We start from the raw sequence: 18,205 nt of genomic DNA on the forward strand, positions 1-18,205 counted from the left end.
CGATCTCTCTAATTTTATAGTCTGGTAATTAAGGCGAGAAGGTCACACCCGTTCCCATACCGAACACGGAAGTTAAGCTTCTCAGCGCCGATGGTAGTTGGGACGCGAGTCCCTGTGAGAGTAGGACATTGCCAGGCAAAAAAGACAACCTTAGACGGTTGTCTTTTTTTTGTATATTTATCTTTAAGTTCTATTATTCCGTATAGAAGTCAGTAATTACGAAAATAGTCGAATTATATAAAGCTTATTTTCTGGGCTTTCTAGGTTTCACAACCGTGAAATTTGGAGAAAATCTGTAGTAGTGAATCGTTGCATCTTCAAAAAATTTTCAGTATAATCAAAGTCAAAGATAGTCAAAGTCAGAAGATGGGAGGTGGGAAGATGAGAAACATCTCCGATATTATTGAAAAGTATCTGAAGCAGGTTTTAGAAATGAGTGAAGAAGACCTTGTAGAGATTAAAAGAAGCGAAATTGCTGATAAATTTCAATGTGTTCCTTCACAAATAAACTATGTTATAAATACCCGTTTTACGATTGAAAGAGGATATATTGTTGAAAGTAAACGGGGCGGCGGTGGATATATTCGGATAATGAAGGTCCAATCCCACGACTTAGCCCATTTAATTGACCATTTGCTTTCCCTTTTCAACAATCGAATAAGTCAAACGAGTGCTGAAGACGTTATCATAAGACTTGTTCAAGAGGAGGTCATTACAAAACGAGAGGCTAAAATCATGCTAAGTGTCATTGATCGTTCTGTATTATATATTGATCTTCCATTTCGCGATGAATTAAGAGCAAGAATGTTAAAAGCAATGTTAACTTCCTTAAAATATAAATAATTGTGCAGCCTAAAGAGGTGAATTTAGATGATTTGTCAGGAATGTAACCAAAGGCCTGCAGCACTTCACTTTACTAAAATTATTAATGGTGAAAAAACAGAAGTTCATCTTTGTGAGAAGTGTGCTCAGGAAAAAGGTGAAATGTTTATCTTAAATGGAGAAACAGGATTTGCCTTTAATAATCTTTTGGCCGGTTTATTAAATATTGACCCAACTTTTCAAAAGCCGAGCCAAAGTCCGTTTCAACAAGAGGAAATCCTTCAATGTCAGGATTGTTCGATGACTTTTCCACAGTTTCTAAAGGTAGGCCGTTTTGGCTGTGCTCATTGCTATGAGACGTTTAAAGATCAGTTAAAGCCAGTTTTACGGCGTCTGCACAGTGGAAACTGGACTCATAATGGTAAAATTCCGAAAAGAATTGGTGGAGAGTTTCAACTTCGTAAACAGCTTGAAGAGCTGAAAATGGAGTTAAGAGAAGCCATCAACCATGAAGAATTTGAAAAAGCAGCAGAAATTCGCGATCAAGTCAGAAGATTAGAGAAACAATTAGCTGGAAACGAAGAAGGAGGGGAATAGCGTGTCGCTTGAACGATTTTTTAATCAAGCCGTCAGCTCTTGGATGAGCGAGGAAGGACCGGATTCCGATATTGTTCTTAGTTCCAGGATCCGTCTAGCACGAAATTTTGAAGCTTATAATTTCCCGACTGTTTTTTCACATGAAGAAGCAAAAGTTATAATTGATACAATGGAGGATATTCTTTATAACTCTCCTGTTGAGAACTACGGAAACATGGAACTTTTGAAAATGGATGAAATGCAGCCTCTTCAGAAACGGGTTTTAGTAGAAAAGCATTTAATTAGTCCATTATTGGCAGAGGATTCTCCATATGGCGCGGTTCTGTTAACCGAAAATGAAGAAGTTAGTATTATGTTAAATGAAGAGGACCATATTCGAATTCAGTGTTTATTTCCAGGTCTGCAAATAGCAGAAGCCTTACAAGCTGCGAATGAAATAGATGATTGGCTTGAAAATCATATCCATTATGCATTTGATGAAAAGTACGGTTATTTAACTAGTTGTCCAACCAATGTTGGAACGGGTCTCAGAGCATCTGTAATGATGCATCTGCCTGGGTTAATTTTAACGCAGCAAATTAATCGAATTATTCCTGCTATCCACCAGTTAGGACTTGTCGTCAGAGGGATATATGGAGAGGGCAGTGAGGCATTGGGGAATATCTTTCAAATTTCCAATCAGATCACCCTTGGGAAATCAGAAGAAGATATCAGCCGTGATTTAAAAGGAGTAGCCAGTCAGCTAATTTCACAAGAAAGGTCTGCTCGTGAAGCATTACGCAAAACTTCTAACATACAATTAGAAGACAGGGTGTTCCGCTCATTAGGGGTGTTATCTAATAGCCGGATTATTGAATCAAAGGAAGCAGCCCGCTGCTTATCGGATGTTCGGCTTGGTATAGATATGGGGTATATAAAAAATATGTCGAAGACGATTCTAAATGAATTAATGATTTTAACCCAGCCGGGTTTTCTTCAGCAATATGCGGGCGGTCCATTACGACCGCATGAAAGGGATATCCGAAGAGCCGCATTAATTAGGGATCGTATAAAATTGGAGAATGAAAAATAGGTGAGGAGGAAGAGGATATGATGTTTGGACGATTTACTGAAAGAGCACAAAAGGTACTAGCACTAGCACAAGAGGAAGCGATTCGTCTTGGTCATAATAACATTGGAACTGAGCATGTTTTATTGGGGCTTGTACGCGAAGGTGAAGGGATTGCCGCAAAAGCACTTTATGGACTTGGGTTAGGTTCAGAAAAGATTCAAAAAGAAGTGGAAAATTTAATCGGTAAAGGACAGGAAACTTCTCAAACCATACACTATACTCCGAGAGCTAAAAAGGTTATTGAACTATCAATGGATGAAGCTCGAAAATTAGGACACTCCTATGTGGGAACTGAGCATATTCTTCTCGGTTTAATCCGTGAAGGAGAAGGGGTGGCAGCAAGGGTATTAAATAATCTTGGTGTCAGCTTAAATAAGGCTCGTCAGCAGGTATTACAACTATTAGGCAGTAATGAATCGGGCTCACACCAAGGCGGTGCGTCTGCGAGTGCCAATACACCTACACTTGATAGCCTTGCAAGAGACTTAACAGCGATTGCCCGTGAAGGCAGCCTGGATCCAGTCATTGGCCGCAGTAAAGAAATTCAACGTGTTATTGAGGTATTAAGCCGTAGAACAAAAAATAACCCTGTGTTGATTGGGGAGCCCGGTGTAGGTAAAACCGCCATTGCGGAAGGGCTTGCCCAACAAATTGTCAACAATGAAGTACCAGAGATCCTTCGTGATAAGCGTGTGATGACACTTGATATGGGAACTGTAGTTGCTGGTACTAAATATCGTGGTGAATTTGAGGACCGTCTGAAAAAAGTGATGGATGAAATCCGCCAAGCCGGAAACATTATTCTCTTTATTGACGAACTTCATACCTTAATTGGTGCAGGTGGAGCAGAAGGGGCAATTGATGCTTCTAACATCTTAAAGCCATCGCTCGCACGTGGAGAACTTCAATGTATTGGTGCCACTACACTAGATGAATATCGTAAGTATATTGAAAAAGATGCTGCCCTTGAACGACGTTTTCAGCCGATTCGGGTAGATGAACCAACTGCTGAGGAATCGATTCAAATTTTAGCAGGCTTACGTGACCGTTATGAGGCCCATCACCGCGTTTCAATCACGGATGAAGCAATTGAAGCAGCAGTTAAGTTATCGGACCGTTATATCTCTGACCGATTCCTGCCTGACAAAGCTATTGATTTAATTGATGAAGCCGGTTCAAAGGTAAGACTTCGTTCCTATACAACGCCTCCAAATTTAAAAGAGTTAGAGGTTAAACTTGAGGACGTTAGAAAAGAAAAGGATTCAGCTGTTCAAAGTCAAGAATTTGAAAAAGCTGCTTCGTTAAGAGATACAGAGCAGCGCCTCCGTGAACAGTTAGAAGAAACAAAGAAAACTTGGAAAGAAAAACAAGGTAAAGAAAATAATGAAGTGACGGTAGAGGATATTGCCAGTGTTGTCTCAAGCTGGACGGGTGTACCGGTCTCTAAGCTTGCGGAAACTGAAACGGCGAAATTATTGAATTTAGAAGAAGCCTTACACTCCCGTGTTATTGGGCAAGAGGAAGCGGTTATAGCTGTTTCTAAGGCAGTTCGCCGTGCGAGAGCAGGATTAAAGGATCCAAAACGTCCAATTGGTTCATTTGTATTCCTTGGTCCTACTGGAGTAGGGAAAACGGAATTAGCCCGTGCCCTTGCGGAAGCCATGTTTGGTGATGAGGATTCGATGATTCGAATTGATATGTCGGAGTATATGGAGAAACACTCCACATCCCGCCTTGTCGGATCTCCTCCAGGATATGTTGGTTATGAAGAAGGCGGCCAACTAACAGAGAAGGTTCGCAGAAAACCATACTCTGTTATCTTGCTGGATGAAATTGAAAAAGCACATCCAGATGTCTTCAATATCTTGCTGCAAGTTCTTGAAGATGGCCGCTTAACAGATTCAAAGGGAAGAACTGTTGATTTCCGAAATACTGTACTCATTATGACCTCCAACGTCGGAGCGGAAGCTTTAAAACGAAATAAGTATGTGGGCTTCAATATTCAAGACGGAGCACAGGATTATAAAGATATGAAGGGCAAGGTAATGGATGAACTGAAAAAAGCCTTCCGTCCGGAATTCTTGAACCGTATTGATGAAATTATTGTCTTCCATGCTTTAGAGAAAAAGCATCTTGAAGAAATTGTGACTCTATTATCTGATCAGCTGGTAAAACGATTAAAAGAGCAAAATATTTCGTTAGAATTAACCCTTGCAGCAAAAGAGAAGATCACTCAGGAAGGTTACGATCCAGAGTATGGTGCAAGACCACTGCGCCGTGCTATTCAAAAGCATATTGAAGATCGTCTCTCTGAAGAATTATTAAAAGGAACATTATTAACAGGTCAGCATGCTATAATTGATGTAGTTGATGGTGAGTTCGTTGTTAGAATGGCAGAAAAAACAAGCTTAGCAAAATAGAATTACACGGCTAACGAATAATTTTAAGTGTCTAACAACACATGCAAGAGGTACACGTGAATAAAGTCAACCCGTGTACCTCTTTTTTCATTTTTAAATAACCGCCATCATAGGAACAAATAGTGCATGATGGTTAGGAAAGGTTTGAAGGTAATGGTGAAAAGAAAAACAAAGTTCATCTGCCAAGAATGCGGCTATGAATCTCCAAAATGGATGGGAAAATGCCCAGGCTGTGGACAATGGAATAAGATGGTCGAGGAAGTAGAAATAACAGGGGCTCAAAGAAGAGGAGCGTTTGCTCATGCACAGCCAGGTTCAAATCTACTTACAAAACCAATGAAAATTAATGCTATTGAAATGGAGAATGAACCGAGAATTTTGACCGATTTAAATGAACTTAACCGTGTTTTGGGCGGTGGAGTTGTTAAGGGCTCGTTAGTTTTAATTGGCGGCGACCCGGGGATTGGAAAATCTACACTTCTTCTGCAGGTGTCTTCACAACTTGCGAATAATGGGAATTCGGTTCTATACATATCTGGTGAAGAATCATTAAGACAGACGAAGCTTCGCGCAGAACGACTGGGAATTTCGTCTGAAAATTTGTTAGTCTATTCGGAAACTAATCTTGAGGAGATAAGCCGAACGATTGACGGAGAGAATCCAAGCTTTGTCATTATTGACTCTATTCAGACGGTTTTTCATCCAGAAGTAACTTCAGCACCAGGGAGTGTTTCGCAAGTACGAGAATGTACCGCAGAATTGATGAGGATTGGAAAAACCAAAGGGATTGCCATTTTTATTGTTGGTCATGTGACCAAGGAAGGTTCCATCGCTGGACCAAGACTATTGGAACATATGGTCGATACGGTGCTTTATTTTGAAGGGGAAAGACACCATACTTACCGAATCCTAAGAGCAGTTAAAAACCGTTTTGGTTCCACAAACGAAATGGGCATTTTTGAAATGAAAGAATTTGGACTCGAGGAAGTAGAAAATCCATCGGAAATCTTCTTGGAAGAGCGGTCCCGCGGAGCAGCAGGTTCGACGGTTGTCGCTTCAATGGAAGGGACACGCCCGGTTCTGGTCGAGATACAGGCACTTATTTCACCTACGAGTTTTGGAAATCCACGAAGAATGGCGACTGGAATCGACCATAATCGAGTGCCGCTTTTAATGGCGGTCTTAGAAAAGCGGGTTGGAATGCTTCTTGCCAACCAGGATGCCTACTTAAAAGTAGCCGGAGGAGTAAAGTTAGATGAACCGGCGATTGATTTAGCCGTTGCGGTAAGCATTGCTTCCAGTTTTAGAGACCGCCCGACAAACCCAACCGACTGTATTATCGGTGAAGTAGGTTTGACAGGTGAGGTAAGAAGGGTGTCAAGAATAGAGCAGCGCGTTCAGGAAGCGGCAAAGTTAGGCTTTGAGCGCGTGATTCTACCAGCCAATAATTTAAGCGGCTGGACGGGCCCAAAGGGTATTAAACTTATCGGTGTTTCCTCTGTCGGTGAGGCACTGCAGGCAGCGTTAGGAGGGTAGCAGATGGAAAATAAGAAGCATGGTGAGGTTACTATAAGCGATGTATTACAGTTAATTGCCCCTGGCACCCCGCTTCGAGAGGGAATTGATAATGTATTAAGAGCCAATACCGGCGGTCTGATTGTGATAGGTTATAACGAAAAAGTAAAAAGCATTGTCGATGGCGGTTTTTCAATTAATTGCCCTTTTTCCCCCAGCTTTTTATATGAACTTGCCAAAATGGATGGTGCCATCATTTTAAATGAGGCAGGCAACAAAATTTTATTTGCAAATGCCCAGCTGGCACCTAACGCCGAGATACCTTCATCGGAAACCGGAATGCGGCACCGGACAGCAGAAAGAGTTGCCAAACAAACGAAAGCACTGGTAATTGCTATTTCTCAAAGAAGAAACGTGATTACCCTTTATCAGGGGAACTTTCGTTATTCATTAAAAGATATTGGTGTCATGTTAACAAAGGCGAATCAAGCTATACAGACACTTGAAAAATATAAAGTTGTACTTGAACAGAGCATCACAAATTTAAGTATATTAGAATTTGAAGAATCGGTTACCTATAACGACTTTTTACTAGTTCTTCATCGGTTTGAAATGGTATTGAAAATTAAAAATGAATTATTAACCTTTTTACATGAGCTGGGGACAGAGGGAAGGCTGATTCGGCTGCAAATGAATGAGATTCTAATAGACCTTGAAGAAGAAGTTATGCTGATCATTAAAGATTATGCTAACGAACGGGAAATCCAAGCACGGGATGTACTTCAGCGGATGCAGTCATTGGCAAATACCGGCACTATTGAGGATATGGTCTTGTTGAAATTAATGGGCTACCTAGGCTATGTCCATCTTGATGAAAATAAATTTCCGCGTGGTTATCGGATATTGCATAAGATTCCGAGATTGCCTTCGATTATCATTGAGAACTTAATCACAAGTTTTGGGGATCTGGCCAAAATAATTACAGCTACCGTTGAAGAGCTTGACGATGTTGAGGGGATCGGGGAAGTACGAGCAAAAAAAATTAAAGAGGGCTTTAAGTTAATTAAAGAGCGGCTATATACGGACCGTCATTTATAAAATGATTGAAATAAAAAAACATGTATGCTAAAATGTGCAGCCCCAATTTGTTTGACAGAGAAAATTTCCAATGATACCCTATGGAGAGTAAGAATTTTACAAAACAAATTTATTTCAAAAAGATTACAGTTAGGAAAAATAATCACAAAATCGACGTTTCAATTTTAAGAATATGTTTATAATGAATTAGAGGAGGTGAAGGAATGTTAAAAAGAATTGTGCAGGCATGCTTCCTCATTATTGGGGGTACGCTGGGAATACTTTTACTGCCGGAATTGTTCAAATTACTTCATATCAATGACATTCCACTGATTAATAATTCATATGTTACTGCTATTATAGGTGCTATTATTTTTTACCTTATTACCTTTTGGGCAGTAGATTATGTCTTTAATTTTATTAAATGGACAGAGGATTCTTTAGTTAAGATTCCTGTAACAGATGTACTATTTGGCAGTGTCGGATTAATTTTCGGTTTATTTGTTGCCTTTTTAATTAGTTTTGCTCTTAATGCTGTACAGGTGCCGATTTTAAATGCAGTTGCACCAATCCTATTGACTTTATTATTTGGGTATCTTGGCTTTCAAGTTGGTTTTAAAAAGCGTGATGAACTTTTAGGTTTGTTTGGAAATCGGAGTAACAAGAAAAAATCCGGTGAAGAAGAGGTAGACCCCAAAGCCGGCAAAGAATTGAAAATATTAGATACAAGTGTGATTATTGATGGCCGGGTTGCTGATATTTGTCAGACTGGCTTTTTGGAAGGAACAATTGTTATTCCGCAGTTTGTTCTTGAGGAATTACAACATATCGCAGATTCCTCTGATGTATTAAAACGAAATCGCGGCCGCAGGGGCTTAGATATATTAAATCGCATTCAAAAAGAACTATCCATTAAGGTGGAAATCTATGAAGGTGATTTTGATGAGATTAGTGAGGTTGACTCAAAACTCGTGAAACTCGCAAAATTAACCAATGGGATCCTTGTAACTAATGATTTTAATTTAAATAAAGTATGCGAATTACAGAATGTCTCTGTATTAAATATTAATGACTTGGCAAATGCAGTGAAACCAGTTGTCCTTCCTGGGGAGGAATTGACCGTTCAAGTGATTAAAGATGGCAAAGAATACCATCAAGGTGTTGCCTATTTAGATGACGGAACAATGATTGTTGTTGAAGAAGGAAGAGAATATATTGGTAAGAGAATTGAAGTTCTAGTTACAAGTGTTCTTCAAACCTCTGCTGGCCGGATGATATTTGCCAAACCAAAATTGCTAGAAAAAGCACTTTAGAGAGAAAGCAGATGCGCTTTGATTAGGGAAAAAAGCAGTACATTTTTTCTAAGATGCGACAGATAGAGAGGTATTTTTATGACTTACCAAGTCATTATCCCGGCTGCTGGTCTGGGAAAAAGAATGAGGGCGGGGAAAAATAAACTTTTATTAGAGCTTAATGGGCTGCCAATTCTGGTCCATACCTTAAAAGTATTTGAAGAGGATGAAGCCTGTGATGGAGTAATATTAGCCATACATCCTCAGGATTATAAGGAAATTAATAGGCTGCTTCAAAAGTGCCAAATCGGGAAAGTTTCTGATTTGGTACCGGGTGGGGACGAACGTCAACACAGTATATTCAATGCTCTTAAAACAGTCGAAGCAGATGGTATAATTCTTGTACATGATGCAGCTCGACCATTTATTCAAAAGGTCCATATCCACCGCTTAACACAAAAAGCAGAAGAAACAGGCGCTGCGATTATGGGCGTTCCGGCCAAAGACACTATGAAAAAACAAAAAGATGGTGTGGTAGTGGAAACTGTCGAACGTTCTAGCTTGTGGGCTGTTCAAACCCCACAAGCTTTTCGCATTTCCTTACTTAAGAAGGCTTATCAAAAAGCAGAAGAGGACAAATTTCTCGGAACGGATGATGCTAGTTTAGTGGAACGTTTAAATTTCCCTGTTTCCATTGTCGAAGGGGATTACGATAATATTAAGCTGACAACACCCGAGGATTTATACTTTGCAGAGGCGATACTTGAAAAGCGGAAGCGCCTTGAGCACGGGCGACAGGCATAAGACGAGCCGCAAAGAAGGCGGCATTTATCCTTCCTGGCGGATTGGCTTATGACCCCGAGTCCCTAAGCGCTGAAGCTGGACAGGGATCGATGTTCAAAGAATTAAGTTTATTTATAAAACAAAGGAGTTTTACTGATGTTTCGAATTGGACAGGGCTTTGATGTACACCAATTAACAGAAGGGCGTCCGCTAATCATCGGCGGCATTACAATCCCGTATGAAAAAGGGCTCTTGGGACATTCTGATGCAGATGTTTTATTACATACCGTTTGTGATGCATGTCTTGGGGCGATTGGCGAAGGTGATATTGGCAAACACTTCCCTGATACAGACCCTAATTTTAAAGATGCCGACTCGGCCAAGCTTACCGAACATGTATGGCAGCTAGTCAAAGAAAGAGGATATGAGTTGGTTAATGCCGACTGTACGATTATTGCTCAAAAGCCTAAAATGGCTCCATATATTGAGCAGATGCGGGCGCGGATTGCTGAATTATTAGAGGTGGCGCCAGACCAAATAAATGTAAAAGCCACTACAACAGAAAAACTGGGATTTACCGGCAGAGGCGAGGGGATTGCCTCTCAAGCAGTTGTTTTATTAAAAAAGGTTAATGGTTAGACTTTATAGATACAAATCACAATGGTAAAATATATCGGTAAATTATAATAAATAGAAAAATGGTCTAGCTCCAGCGCCTAGGGGCTCGAGGTCTTAAGCCAATCCGTCGAAAAGGTTAAAGAACAACCTTCCCGCCGGCTCGTCTTAAGCTTGGCTACAGAAAGCTATAGCCTTCTGTACGCATTAAGGGAGACTAAACTCTGGCTTCGCTATGCTTGCCAGTCGTTAAATCTCCCTATATCGCCCCTGAGCAAGGCGCTTCCGCTTTTCTAGATGGAGGCATTATTATGTCAAATGAAGTTCGTGTAAGGTATGCTCCAAGTCCAACGGGACATTTACATATTGGGAACGCCCGTACTGCACTATTTAATTATTTATTTGCTCGGAATAAAGGCGGTAAATTTATTATCCGGATAGAGGATACCGATAAGAAACGCAATATCGCAGGCGGTGAAGAAAGCCAATTAAAATATTTAAAATGGCTCGGAATGGATTGGGATGAAAGCGTTGATGTCGGCGGCGAGTACGGTCCTTACCGCCAATCAGAAAGAAATGATATTTATGAAACTTACTATAATCAGTTATTAGAAACCGGCCATGCGTATAAATGCTATTGTACGGAAGAAGAGCTTGAAGCAGAACGTGAAGCACAAACCGAGAGAGGCGAAACTCCTCACTACTCTGGTAAATGCCGCCACTTAACAGAAGAGCAGCGCCGTCAATTACAAGCAGAAGGCAGACAGCCAAGTCTTCGGATTGCTGTACCAGAAGGTAAAACCTATACATTTGACGATATGGTCAAAGGGGCAGTTTCGTTCGAATCTGAAGGTATGGGTGACTGGGTCATGGTCAAAAAGGATGGAACCCCAACCTATAACTTTGCGGTTGCTATCGATGATCACCTAATGCAAATTAGCCATGTACTCCGTGGTGATGACCATATTTCAAATACGCCAAAACAGTTAATGGTTTATGATGCATTAGGCTGGGAGCCGCCTGTTTTTGGACATATGACCCTTATTGTAAATGAAAGCCGGAAAAAATTGAGTAAGCGTGATGAGTCGATTATTCAATTTATTGAACAATATGAGGAACTAGGATATCTTCCAGAAGCATTATTTAATTTTATTACGCTATTGGGATGGTCACCTGCGGGTGAAGAGGAACTATACTCTAAAGAGGAATTTATCGAGATTTTTGATGCGAATCGCCTCTCAAAATCACCTGCATTATTTGACCAGCAAAAGCTAACATGGATGAACAATCAATACATGAAAAAAATTGAGGTTGATCGCGCGTTGGAGCTTGCTTTGCCGCACCTAATTAAAGCAGGCCGTCTAAGTGAAAGTTTAACAGATGAGGAACATCAATGGGCTCGGAGTCTAGTTGCTCTTTTACAGGAAAAAATGAGCTTTGGTGCTGAAATCGTAGAATTGTCTGATATGTTCTTCCAGGATGATGCAGTTTATGAAGAAGATGCAAAGGAAGTCTTAATGGGTGAAACGGTCCCTGAAGTATTAAGGGCCTTTTCTCATGAACTTGACCAACTTGACAGCTTCCGCGCAGATGGAATCAAAGCAGCCATGAAGGCCGTCCAAAAATCCACTGGTCAAAAGGGGAAAAACCTGTTTATGCCGATCCGTGCGGCTGTAACAGGTCAAACACATGGGCCAGACCTGCCTCAGGCAATCGAATTATTGGGGAAAGCTAAAGTTCAAAACAGAATTAATAAAATTATTAGTTAACAAGATAAAGAAAATGTAATATAGTAAAAGAAATAAGAAAAGCGGAAGTACCCGCTGGATGCTGAAGCTGGACAGTTATCGAGGTCCAATGTTAGAATCCTAATCATATAAGCCAAAGCGAAGAAGAGGAAAAGTAAAAAAATGACGCTTTAAAGAGAGAACCATCACCGGCTGAAAGTGGTTTAAGCCTCCCATTTTTTGAAATGCACCTCTGAGCCCCATTTCGAAAGGAGTCAACTCGAGTAGATCTGGGCGGAGCAATCCGTTAACAAGTAGAGTGAGGTCTTTTTTTGCCCGAATTCCTATCAACTTGGGAGTTAGCTAGGGTGAGGCCTAATCAGAGTGGAACCACGTATTATGCGTCTCTGTCGATTGCGACAGGGGCGCTTTTTATATATAAAAACAAAGGGGGAAGAGCGATGTTCAAAAAGATGAGGGAGGACATTGAGGTTGTTTTTGAACAAGATCCTGCGGCGCGGAGCACTTTAGAAGTTGTTTTGACATATTCAGGTTTACATGCCATTTGGGCACATCGGATTGCACATGCACTCTTCAAGCGAAAATTATATTTCCCTGCACGTGTGATTTCACAAGTAAGCCGTTTCTTTACCGGAATTGAAATTCATCCCGGGGCAAAAATAGGCAGAAAATTTTTTATTGACCATGGTATGGGGGTTGTCATAGGGGAAACCTGTGAAATTGGGGATAATGTAACTATATACCAAGGTGTTACACTTGGCGGGACAGGGAAAGAAAAGGGGAAACGCCATCCGACCATTAAGGATAATGTCCTTATATCGACTGGTGCTAAGGTGCTGGGCGCTATTACAATTGGTGAAAATTCTAAAATTGGCGGCGGTTCGGTTGTATTAAAAGAGGTGCCGCCCAACTCAACCGTAGTCGGGATACCAGGAAGGGTAGTCATTCAAGATGGCGTCCGGATACCAAAAGTAAAAGATTTAAATCATTGTGATCTTCCTGATCCAGTCGCTGACCGTATTCGTGAGATGGAAAGTGAAGTATATCTGTTAAGACAAGAGCTTCAAGAATTAAGAAATGAAAGGACAAAAGTCAATGGCCATTCAAATATATAATACATTATCTAGAAAAAAAGAAACCTTCGTTCCACTGGAAGAAGGAAAGGTAAAAATGTATGTCTGCGGTCCAACTGTCTATAATTATATTCATATAGGAAATGCCCGTCCGGCCATCGTTTTTGATACTGTACGGCGATACTTGGAATACCGAGGCTTTGATGTGAAATATGTTTCAAACTTTACAGACGTCGATGATAAATTAATTCGCGCAGCTAATCAGCTTGGGGAGGATGTTCCGACCATTGCAAATCGTTTTATCGATGCCTACTTTGAAGATGTTTCAGCATTAGGCTGCCAAAAGGCGGATGTCCATCCTCGCGTAATGGAGAATATGGACATCATTATCGATTTCATCAGCCGGTTAGTAGATAAGGGCTTTGCTTACGAATCAGAAGGGGATGTATATTTCCGTACCAGAAGCTTTGATGAATACGGAAAACTTTCACATCAATCAATTAATGACCTCCAAGTAGGTGCTAGAATCGAGGTGGGTGATAGGAAAGAAGATGACTTAGACTTTGCCCTTTGGAAAGCGGCTAAAGAAGGGGAAATCTATTGGGAAAGCCCTTGGGGACTAGGACGCCCAGGCTGGCATATTGAATGCTCAGCAATGGCAAAGAAGTACCTTGGTGAAACGATTGATATCCATGCTGGCGGACAGGATTTAACATTCCCCCATCATGAAAACGAGATTGCTCAATCAGAAGCTCTTTCAGGTAAATTATTCTCTAGGTACTGGATGCATAATGGTTATATTAATATCGATAACGAAAAAATGTCAAAGTCACTTGGGAACTTTGTCCTTGTTCATGACATTATCAAAAGACATAATCCACAAGTATTGCGGTTCTTTATGCTGTCAGTGCATTATCGGAATCCTATTAATTACAGTGAAGAATTATTAGAAAGTACAAAGGCTGCGTTTGAACGATTAACAACCTCTTATCAAAATTTAAACCATCGAAAAGAGGCAAGTACCGATTTAACTGACCATAATCAAGAGTGGCTGGATAAGCTGACTGTCTTGCATGAACAATTTATTGAGGCGATGGATGATGACTTTAATACAGCTTTAGCCATTTCAGTTCTATTTGACCTATCTAAATTAGCGAATTATTATCTTCTAGAAAAAAATACGGCTGTTGAAGTGATTGAGGCTTTTACAAATAAATTTGAAGAGTTATTCGGGGTATTAGGATTAACGCTTGAAAGTGAAGAAATGCTAGATGAAGAAATTGATGCGCTGATTGAAAAGCGGAACCAGGCACGGAGAGAACGAAATTTCCAATTGTCAGATCAAATTCGCGATCAATTAAAAGAAATGAATATTATTTTAGAGGACACACCCCAAGGTACAAGGTGGAAAAGAGGCTAATACATGCTTGACTATGAGAATAATGTCGATGCCAAACAATTGAATAGTCTTGCCCTTGCTTATATGGGGGATGCCGTTTTTGAATCATATGTAAGACGGCATCTCCTGTATAGTGGCAAGGTAAGGCCCAATCAATTGCACCGGCTTGCGACACGATACGTATCAGCAAAGGCACAGTGCCAAATACTCTTTCAAATGATGGATGAGAAGCTCTTGAATGAGGAGGAAACAGCTGTTGTCATGCGCGGCAGAAATGCAAAATCAGGAACGGTCCCTAAAAATACAGATGTCCAAACCTACCGATATAGCACCGCGTTTGAAGCGTTAATGGGATATTTATTTTTAGAAGGAAGATTAGAACGATTAGAAGAGCTTGTTGAGACGGCGTTTAAATATGTAGATGAGAAAGGGGGCATGTCCATATGAGTCAAGAATACATCGTTGGAAAAAATCCGGTGATTGAAGCACTTAAATCAGAAAGGGATATTAACAAAATATTAATTGCTGAAGGCTCACAAAGAGGACAAATGCAGCAGATTACGCAATTAGCCAAAGAAGCTAATGTCCTTGTACAATTTGTTCCAAAGAAAAAGTTAGACCAAATATCGGAGGAAAATCATCAAGGTGTGCTTGCCTATGTGGCAGCTTACCAATATGCAGAAATAGATGATTTGTTTGCTGCGGCAGAGAAGAAAAATGAAGCACCGTTCTTTTTACTGCTGGATGAAATAGAAGATCCCCACAACCTAGGTTCTATTATGAGAACCGCGGATGCTGTCGGAGCACATGGAATAATTATTCCAAAACGCAGAGCCGTCGGATTAACCGCAACTGTTGCAAAGGCATCAACAGGTGCAATTGAATATATACCTGTGGTACGAGTAACGAATATGGCACGAACGATCGACGAATTGAAAGAACGGGGCGTATGGATTGCTGGAACTGATGCGAAGGGAAAAGAAGATTACCGTCAAATGGATGGGACACTTCCACTTGGCTTAGTGATCGGCAGTGAAGGGAAAGGAATGGGAAGGTTAATCGGAGAAAAATGTGATTTTCTCATCCATTTGCCAATGGCTGGAAAAGTAACTTCGCTGAATGCTTCTGTTGCTGCATCCCTGCTCATGTATGAGGTATATCGCAAACGTCATCCGCTCGGCAGGTAGTTATGGACATCCTGCTTGTCGACGGATATAACATTATTGGAGCATGGCCAGAACTAAAAGCATTGAAGGATAGGGACCTGCCGGCCGCAAGGGATCGACTAATCGAAAAAATGGCCGAATATCAAGCCTACTCTGGTTTTCGTGTAATTGTTGTTTTTGATGCCTATTATGTACAAGGAATAGAGAAAAAGTATAAAAATCATAAGGTAGAGGTCATCTTTACAAAGGAAAATGAAACGGCCGACGAGCGGATTGAAAAAATGGCGATTAGCTTAAGCAACCGAAGAACACAAATCCACGTAGCAACCTCCGATTTTACGGAGCAATGGGCGATATTTGGACAAGGGGCATTAAGAAAGTCCGCACGTGAATTGTTGATTGAAATGTCCTCCGTTGAAAAAGGAATAGAAAAGAAAGTTAAAAAGATTCAAGAGAAAAAACCTGCCTCGAAGATAGCGATTAGTGATGAAATGGCTGAAATTTTTGAAAAATGGCGCAGAGACAAAAAATGAGCTCTCGACTTCAAAATTTTTCTAATGTATACTAGTAATATGTATGCATGTTCGGTGGAGGGGATCTACTTTGAATACGGACTTCGGAACAAGGATTAACGAACATTTTTTCGTAATGGAAGACGAGGAAATTGTTGACTTGGTACACCAAGGTGAGAGTGAAGCATTGGATTATTTAATTCACAAGTATCGTAATTTTGTGCGTGCAAAAGCAAGATCCTATTTTTTAATTGGAGCAGATAAAGAAGATATTGTCCAGGAAGGAATGATTGGCTTATATAAGGCGATTCGTGACTTTCGTGAGGACAAGCTGACTTCTTTTAAAGCGTTTGCTGAACTATGTATTACCCGCCAAATTATCACGGCAATTAAGACAGCAACACGGCAAAAGCATATTCCGTTAAACTCGTATGTATCATTGGACAAGCCTATTTATGATGAAGAATCTGACCGCACATTAATGGATGTTTTATCGGGTACCAAGGTGCTGGATCCGGAACAATTAATCATTAATCAAGAGGAATTCGATCAGATAGAAGTAAAAATGACTGAATTATTAAGTGACCTAGAACGAAAGGTATTGGCACTATATTTAGATGGCCAATCGTATCAGGAAATTTCTGAAGAACTAAAACGTCATGTGAAATCCATCGATAATGCCCTGCAGCGTGTAAAGCGAAAACTAGAGCGGTATCTGGAAATCCGAGAATTTTCGTTGTAGGGTAAAAAAACATTATTTGTCAATATTATTAATGTATTTTAGGAGTTATTGACATTAAATAGGGGTCATGTTACATTTTTAGTGATACACAAGAAGAACAGTTAGGTGAACAAAAATGAGCAAAAAAGTCATCTTAGCTTGTGTGGAATGCGGCACACGAAATTATTCAACAGCCGGCAAAGAAACACAAACAGAACGTTTAGAACTTAAAAAATATTGTAAGACTTGTGCGACCCATACTATCCACCGTGAAACAAAATAAATATAGAAATAGATACTAGCATTGCTTACTTAAGTTTGTTGGGGGTTACGAAATAATGCAGCGCATAACGAAATTCTTCAGTGATATATTCCGTGAAATGAGAAAAGTCAGCTGGCCCAAGCGTGGGGAATTGATTCGTTCAACTGCTACTGTTTTAACAACAGTAGTCTTTTTCGCAGCGTTCTTTGCTGTTCTAGATTTAGGAATCTCAAAATTGATTCGTATAATTCTTGAATAATTAGTCATCATTCATGGTATAATGGAAATTAATAAAGGAAGTTTTATCTAAAACCCGTATAAACGGGTTTTTTAATTTGTCTAAAAAAGGCGGAAACGTTCGTTTTAGAGTCGGTAGACGCAGGTAAATAGGCACTGAAATTTCCACAAAAATGAGGGAGGGACGGACGAACTAGTCCTCTTAAATGGAAAAGAATTGGTACGTTGTTCATACTTACTCTGGTTATGAAAATAAGGTAAAAGCAAACTTAGAAAAAAGGGTTGAATCAATGGGCATGGCGGATAAGATATTCCGTGTCGTTGTACCTGAAGAAGAAGAAACAGAAATTAAAAACGGCAAAAAGAAGGTTGTCAAACGCAAGGTGTTCCCTGGTTATGTATTAGTTGAAATAGTGATGACAGATGATTCCTGGTATGTCGTCCGTAATACTCCTGGTGTAACGGGATTTGTCGGCTCAGCGGGTTCAGGATCCAAACCAACACCGTTACTGCCTGAAGAAGTAACCGTATTACTTAAGCGTATGGGCGTAGAAGAAAAACGTGTGGATGTCGATTATGAAATCGGGGAAACGGTTCGCGTAAAGGAAGGTCCTTTTGCGAACTTTACTGGATCTATTGAAGAAATGGACAAGGACCGTGCAAAACTTAAGGTGCTTGTTAATATGTTTGGCCGAGATACCCCAGTAGAACTAGATTTCACACAGATTGAAAAATTATAAAAAGCCGAAATGCACGATGTAGTTTCGATGAATATATTAATCTAATTTAAAAGAAAATAAACTGTTATTGTAAAAAAACTTGAAATCATTTTAAAAAAGTGTTACTATTTCATAG

Annotated in this window: 19 protein-coding genes, 1 rRNA gene and 1 other annotated feature; all 20 genes read left to right on the plus strand. The window is 40.2% G+C overall.

Features of this window, described 5'->3' with window-relative positions:
• Window positions 1–20: 20 nt before the first annotated feature.
• Window positions 21–137 (plus strand): 5S ribosomal RNA (gene rrf, locus M3226_RS23085).
• Between the two features lie 244 nt (window positions 138–381).
• On the plus strand, window positions 382–843 hold the full coding sequence (locus M3226_RS23090; protein ID WP_251571024.1) for a CtsR family transcriptional regulator: 462 nt from the start codon (window positions 382–384) through the stop codon (window positions 841–843).
• Window positions 844–870: 27 nt separating this feature from the next.
• On the plus strand, window positions 871–1,419 hold the full coding sequence (locus M3226_RS23095) for a UvrB/UvrC motif-containing protein (RefSeq protein WP_251571025.1): 549 nt from the start codon (window positions 871–873) through the stop codon (window positions 1,417–1,419).
• 1 nt (window position 1,420) lies between these two features.
• Window positions 1,421–2,491, plus strand: coding sequence for a protein arginine kinase (locus tag M3226_RS23100; RefSeq protein WP_251571026.1), 1,071 nt, complete (start codon window positions 1,421–1,423; stop codon window positions 2,489–2,491).
• 17 nt (window positions 2,492–2,508) lie between these two features.
• Window positions 2,509–4,950 (plus strand): ATP-dependent protease ATP-binding subunit ClpC, encoded by a 2,442-nt coding sequence (clpC, locus tag M3226_RS23105; RefSeq protein ID WP_251571027.1) that lies wholly within the window; start codon window positions 2,509–2,511, stop codon window positions 4,948–4,950.
• A 153-nt stretch (window positions 4,951–5,103) separates the two neighbouring features.
• Window positions 5,104–6,486 carry a DNA repair protein RadA gene (radA, locus tag M3226_RS23110; protein WP_251571087.1) on the plus strand — a complete coding sequence of 461 codons (1,383 nt, stop codon included), beginning with the start codon at window positions 5,104–5,106 and terminating at the stop codon, window positions 6,484–6,486.
• Window positions 6,487–6,489: 3 nt separating this feature from the next.
• A complete protein-coding gene (gene disA, locus M3226_RS23115; protein WP_251571028.1) occupies window positions 6,490–7,563 on the plus strand; it encodes a DNA integrity scanning diadenylate cyclase DisA in 1,074 nt (357 codons plus the stop codon).
• Window positions 7,564–7,766: 203 nt separating this feature from the next.
• Window positions 7,767–8,855, plus strand: a complete 1,089-nt coding sequence (locus M3226_RS23120) for a PIN/TRAM domain-containing protein (protein ID WP_251571029.1) — start codon at window positions 7,767–7,769, stop codon at window positions 8,853–8,855.
• Between the two features lie 78 nt (window positions 8,856–8,933).
• Window positions 8,934–9,638, plus strand: coding sequence for a 2-C-methyl-D-erythritol 4-phosphate cytidylyltransferase (gene ispD / locus M3226_RS23125; RefSeq protein ID WP_251571030.1), 705 nt, complete (start codon window positions 8,934–8,936; stop codon window positions 9,636–9,638).
• 135 nt (window positions 9,639–9,773) lie between these two features.
• Entirely contained in the window at window positions 9,774–10,256 is a 483-nt protein-coding gene (gene ispF / locus M3226_RS23130) for a 2-C-methyl-D-erythritol 2,4-cyclodiphosphate synthase (protein ID WP_251571031.1), read from the plus strand.
• 287 nt (window positions 10,257–10,543) lie between these two features.
• Window positions 10,544–12,001, plus strand: coding sequence for a glutamate--tRNA ligase (gene gltX, locus M3226_RS23135; RefSeq protein ID WP_251571032.1), 1,458 nt, complete (start codon window positions 10,544–10,546; stop codon window positions 11,999–12,001).
• Window positions 12,002–12,112: 111 nt separating this feature from the next.
• Window positions 12,113–12,371 (plus strand) — a binding site (T-box leader).
• A gap of 49 nt (window positions 12,372–12,420) precedes the next feature.
• Entirely contained in the window at window positions 12,421–13,095 is a 675-nt protein-coding gene (gene cysE / locus M3226_RS23140) for a serine O-acetyltransferase (RefSeq protein WP_251571088.1), read from the plus strand.
• The gene (gene cysS, locus M3226_RS23145; RefSeq protein WP_251571033.1) at window positions 13,076–14,473 is read left to right on the plus strand and encodes a cysteine--tRNA ligase; all 1,398 of its coding nucleotides are present in this window, start codon (window positions 13,076–13,078) and stop codon (window positions 14,471–14,473) included. The genes cysE and cysS overlap by 20 nt, the downstream gene beginning before the upstream one ends.
• A 3-nt stretch (window positions 14,474–14,476) precedes the next feature.
• Window positions 14,477–14,899: a Mini-ribonuclease 3 gene (locus M3226_RS23150; RefSeq protein ID WP_251571034.1), complete on the plus strand. Its 423-nt coding sequence runs from the start codon at window positions 14,477–14,479 to the stop codon at window positions 14,897–14,899.
• Window positions 14,896–15,639 (plus strand): 23S rRNA (guanosine(2251)-2'-O)-methyltransferase RlmB, encoded by a 744-nt coding sequence (rlmB, locus tag M3226_RS23155; protein WP_251571035.1) that lies wholly within the window; start codon window positions 14,896–14,898, stop codon window positions 15,637–15,639. Before M3226_RS23150 ends, rlmB begins: the two co-directional genes overlap by 4 nt.
• A 2-nt stretch (window positions 15,640–15,641) precedes the next feature.
• Complete coding sequence (locus M3226_RS23160) at window positions 15,642–16,151, plus strand: NYN domain-containing protein (RefSeq protein ID WP_251571036.1); 510 nt, start codon at window positions 15,642–15,644, stop codon at window positions 16,149–16,151.
• A 70-nt stretch (window positions 16,152–16,221) separates the two neighbouring features.
• Window positions 16,222–16,872: an RNA polymerase sporulation sigma factor SigH gene (gene sigH / locus M3226_RS23165; RefSeq protein WP_251571037.1), complete on the plus strand. Its 651-nt coding sequence runs from the start codon at window positions 16,222–16,224 to the stop codon at window positions 16,870–16,872.
• 115 nt (window positions 16,873–16,987) lie between these two features.
• Window positions 16,988–17,134: a 50S ribosomal protein L33 gene (rpmG, locus tag M3226_RS23170; protein ID WP_251571038.1), complete on the plus strand. Its 147-nt coding sequence runs from the start codon at window positions 16,988–16,990 to the stop codon at window positions 17,132–17,134.
• A 55-nt stretch (window positions 17,135–17,189) separates the two neighbouring features.
• Window positions 17,190–17,372, plus strand: coding sequence for a preprotein translocase subunit SecE (gene secE / locus M3226_RS23175; RefSeq protein WP_251571039.1), 183 nt, complete (start codon window positions 17,190–17,192; stop codon window positions 17,370–17,372).
• 184 nt (window positions 17,373–17,556) lie between these two features.
• Window positions 17,557–18,090, plus strand: coding sequence for a transcription termination/antitermination protein NusG (nusG, locus tag M3226_RS23180; RefSeq protein WP_251571040.1), 534 nt, complete (start codon window positions 17,557–17,559; stop codon window positions 18,088–18,090).
• The last annotated feature ends 115 nt before the right edge of the window (window positions 18,091–18,205 follow it).

Source organism: Neobacillus cucumis (assembly GCF_023715505.1).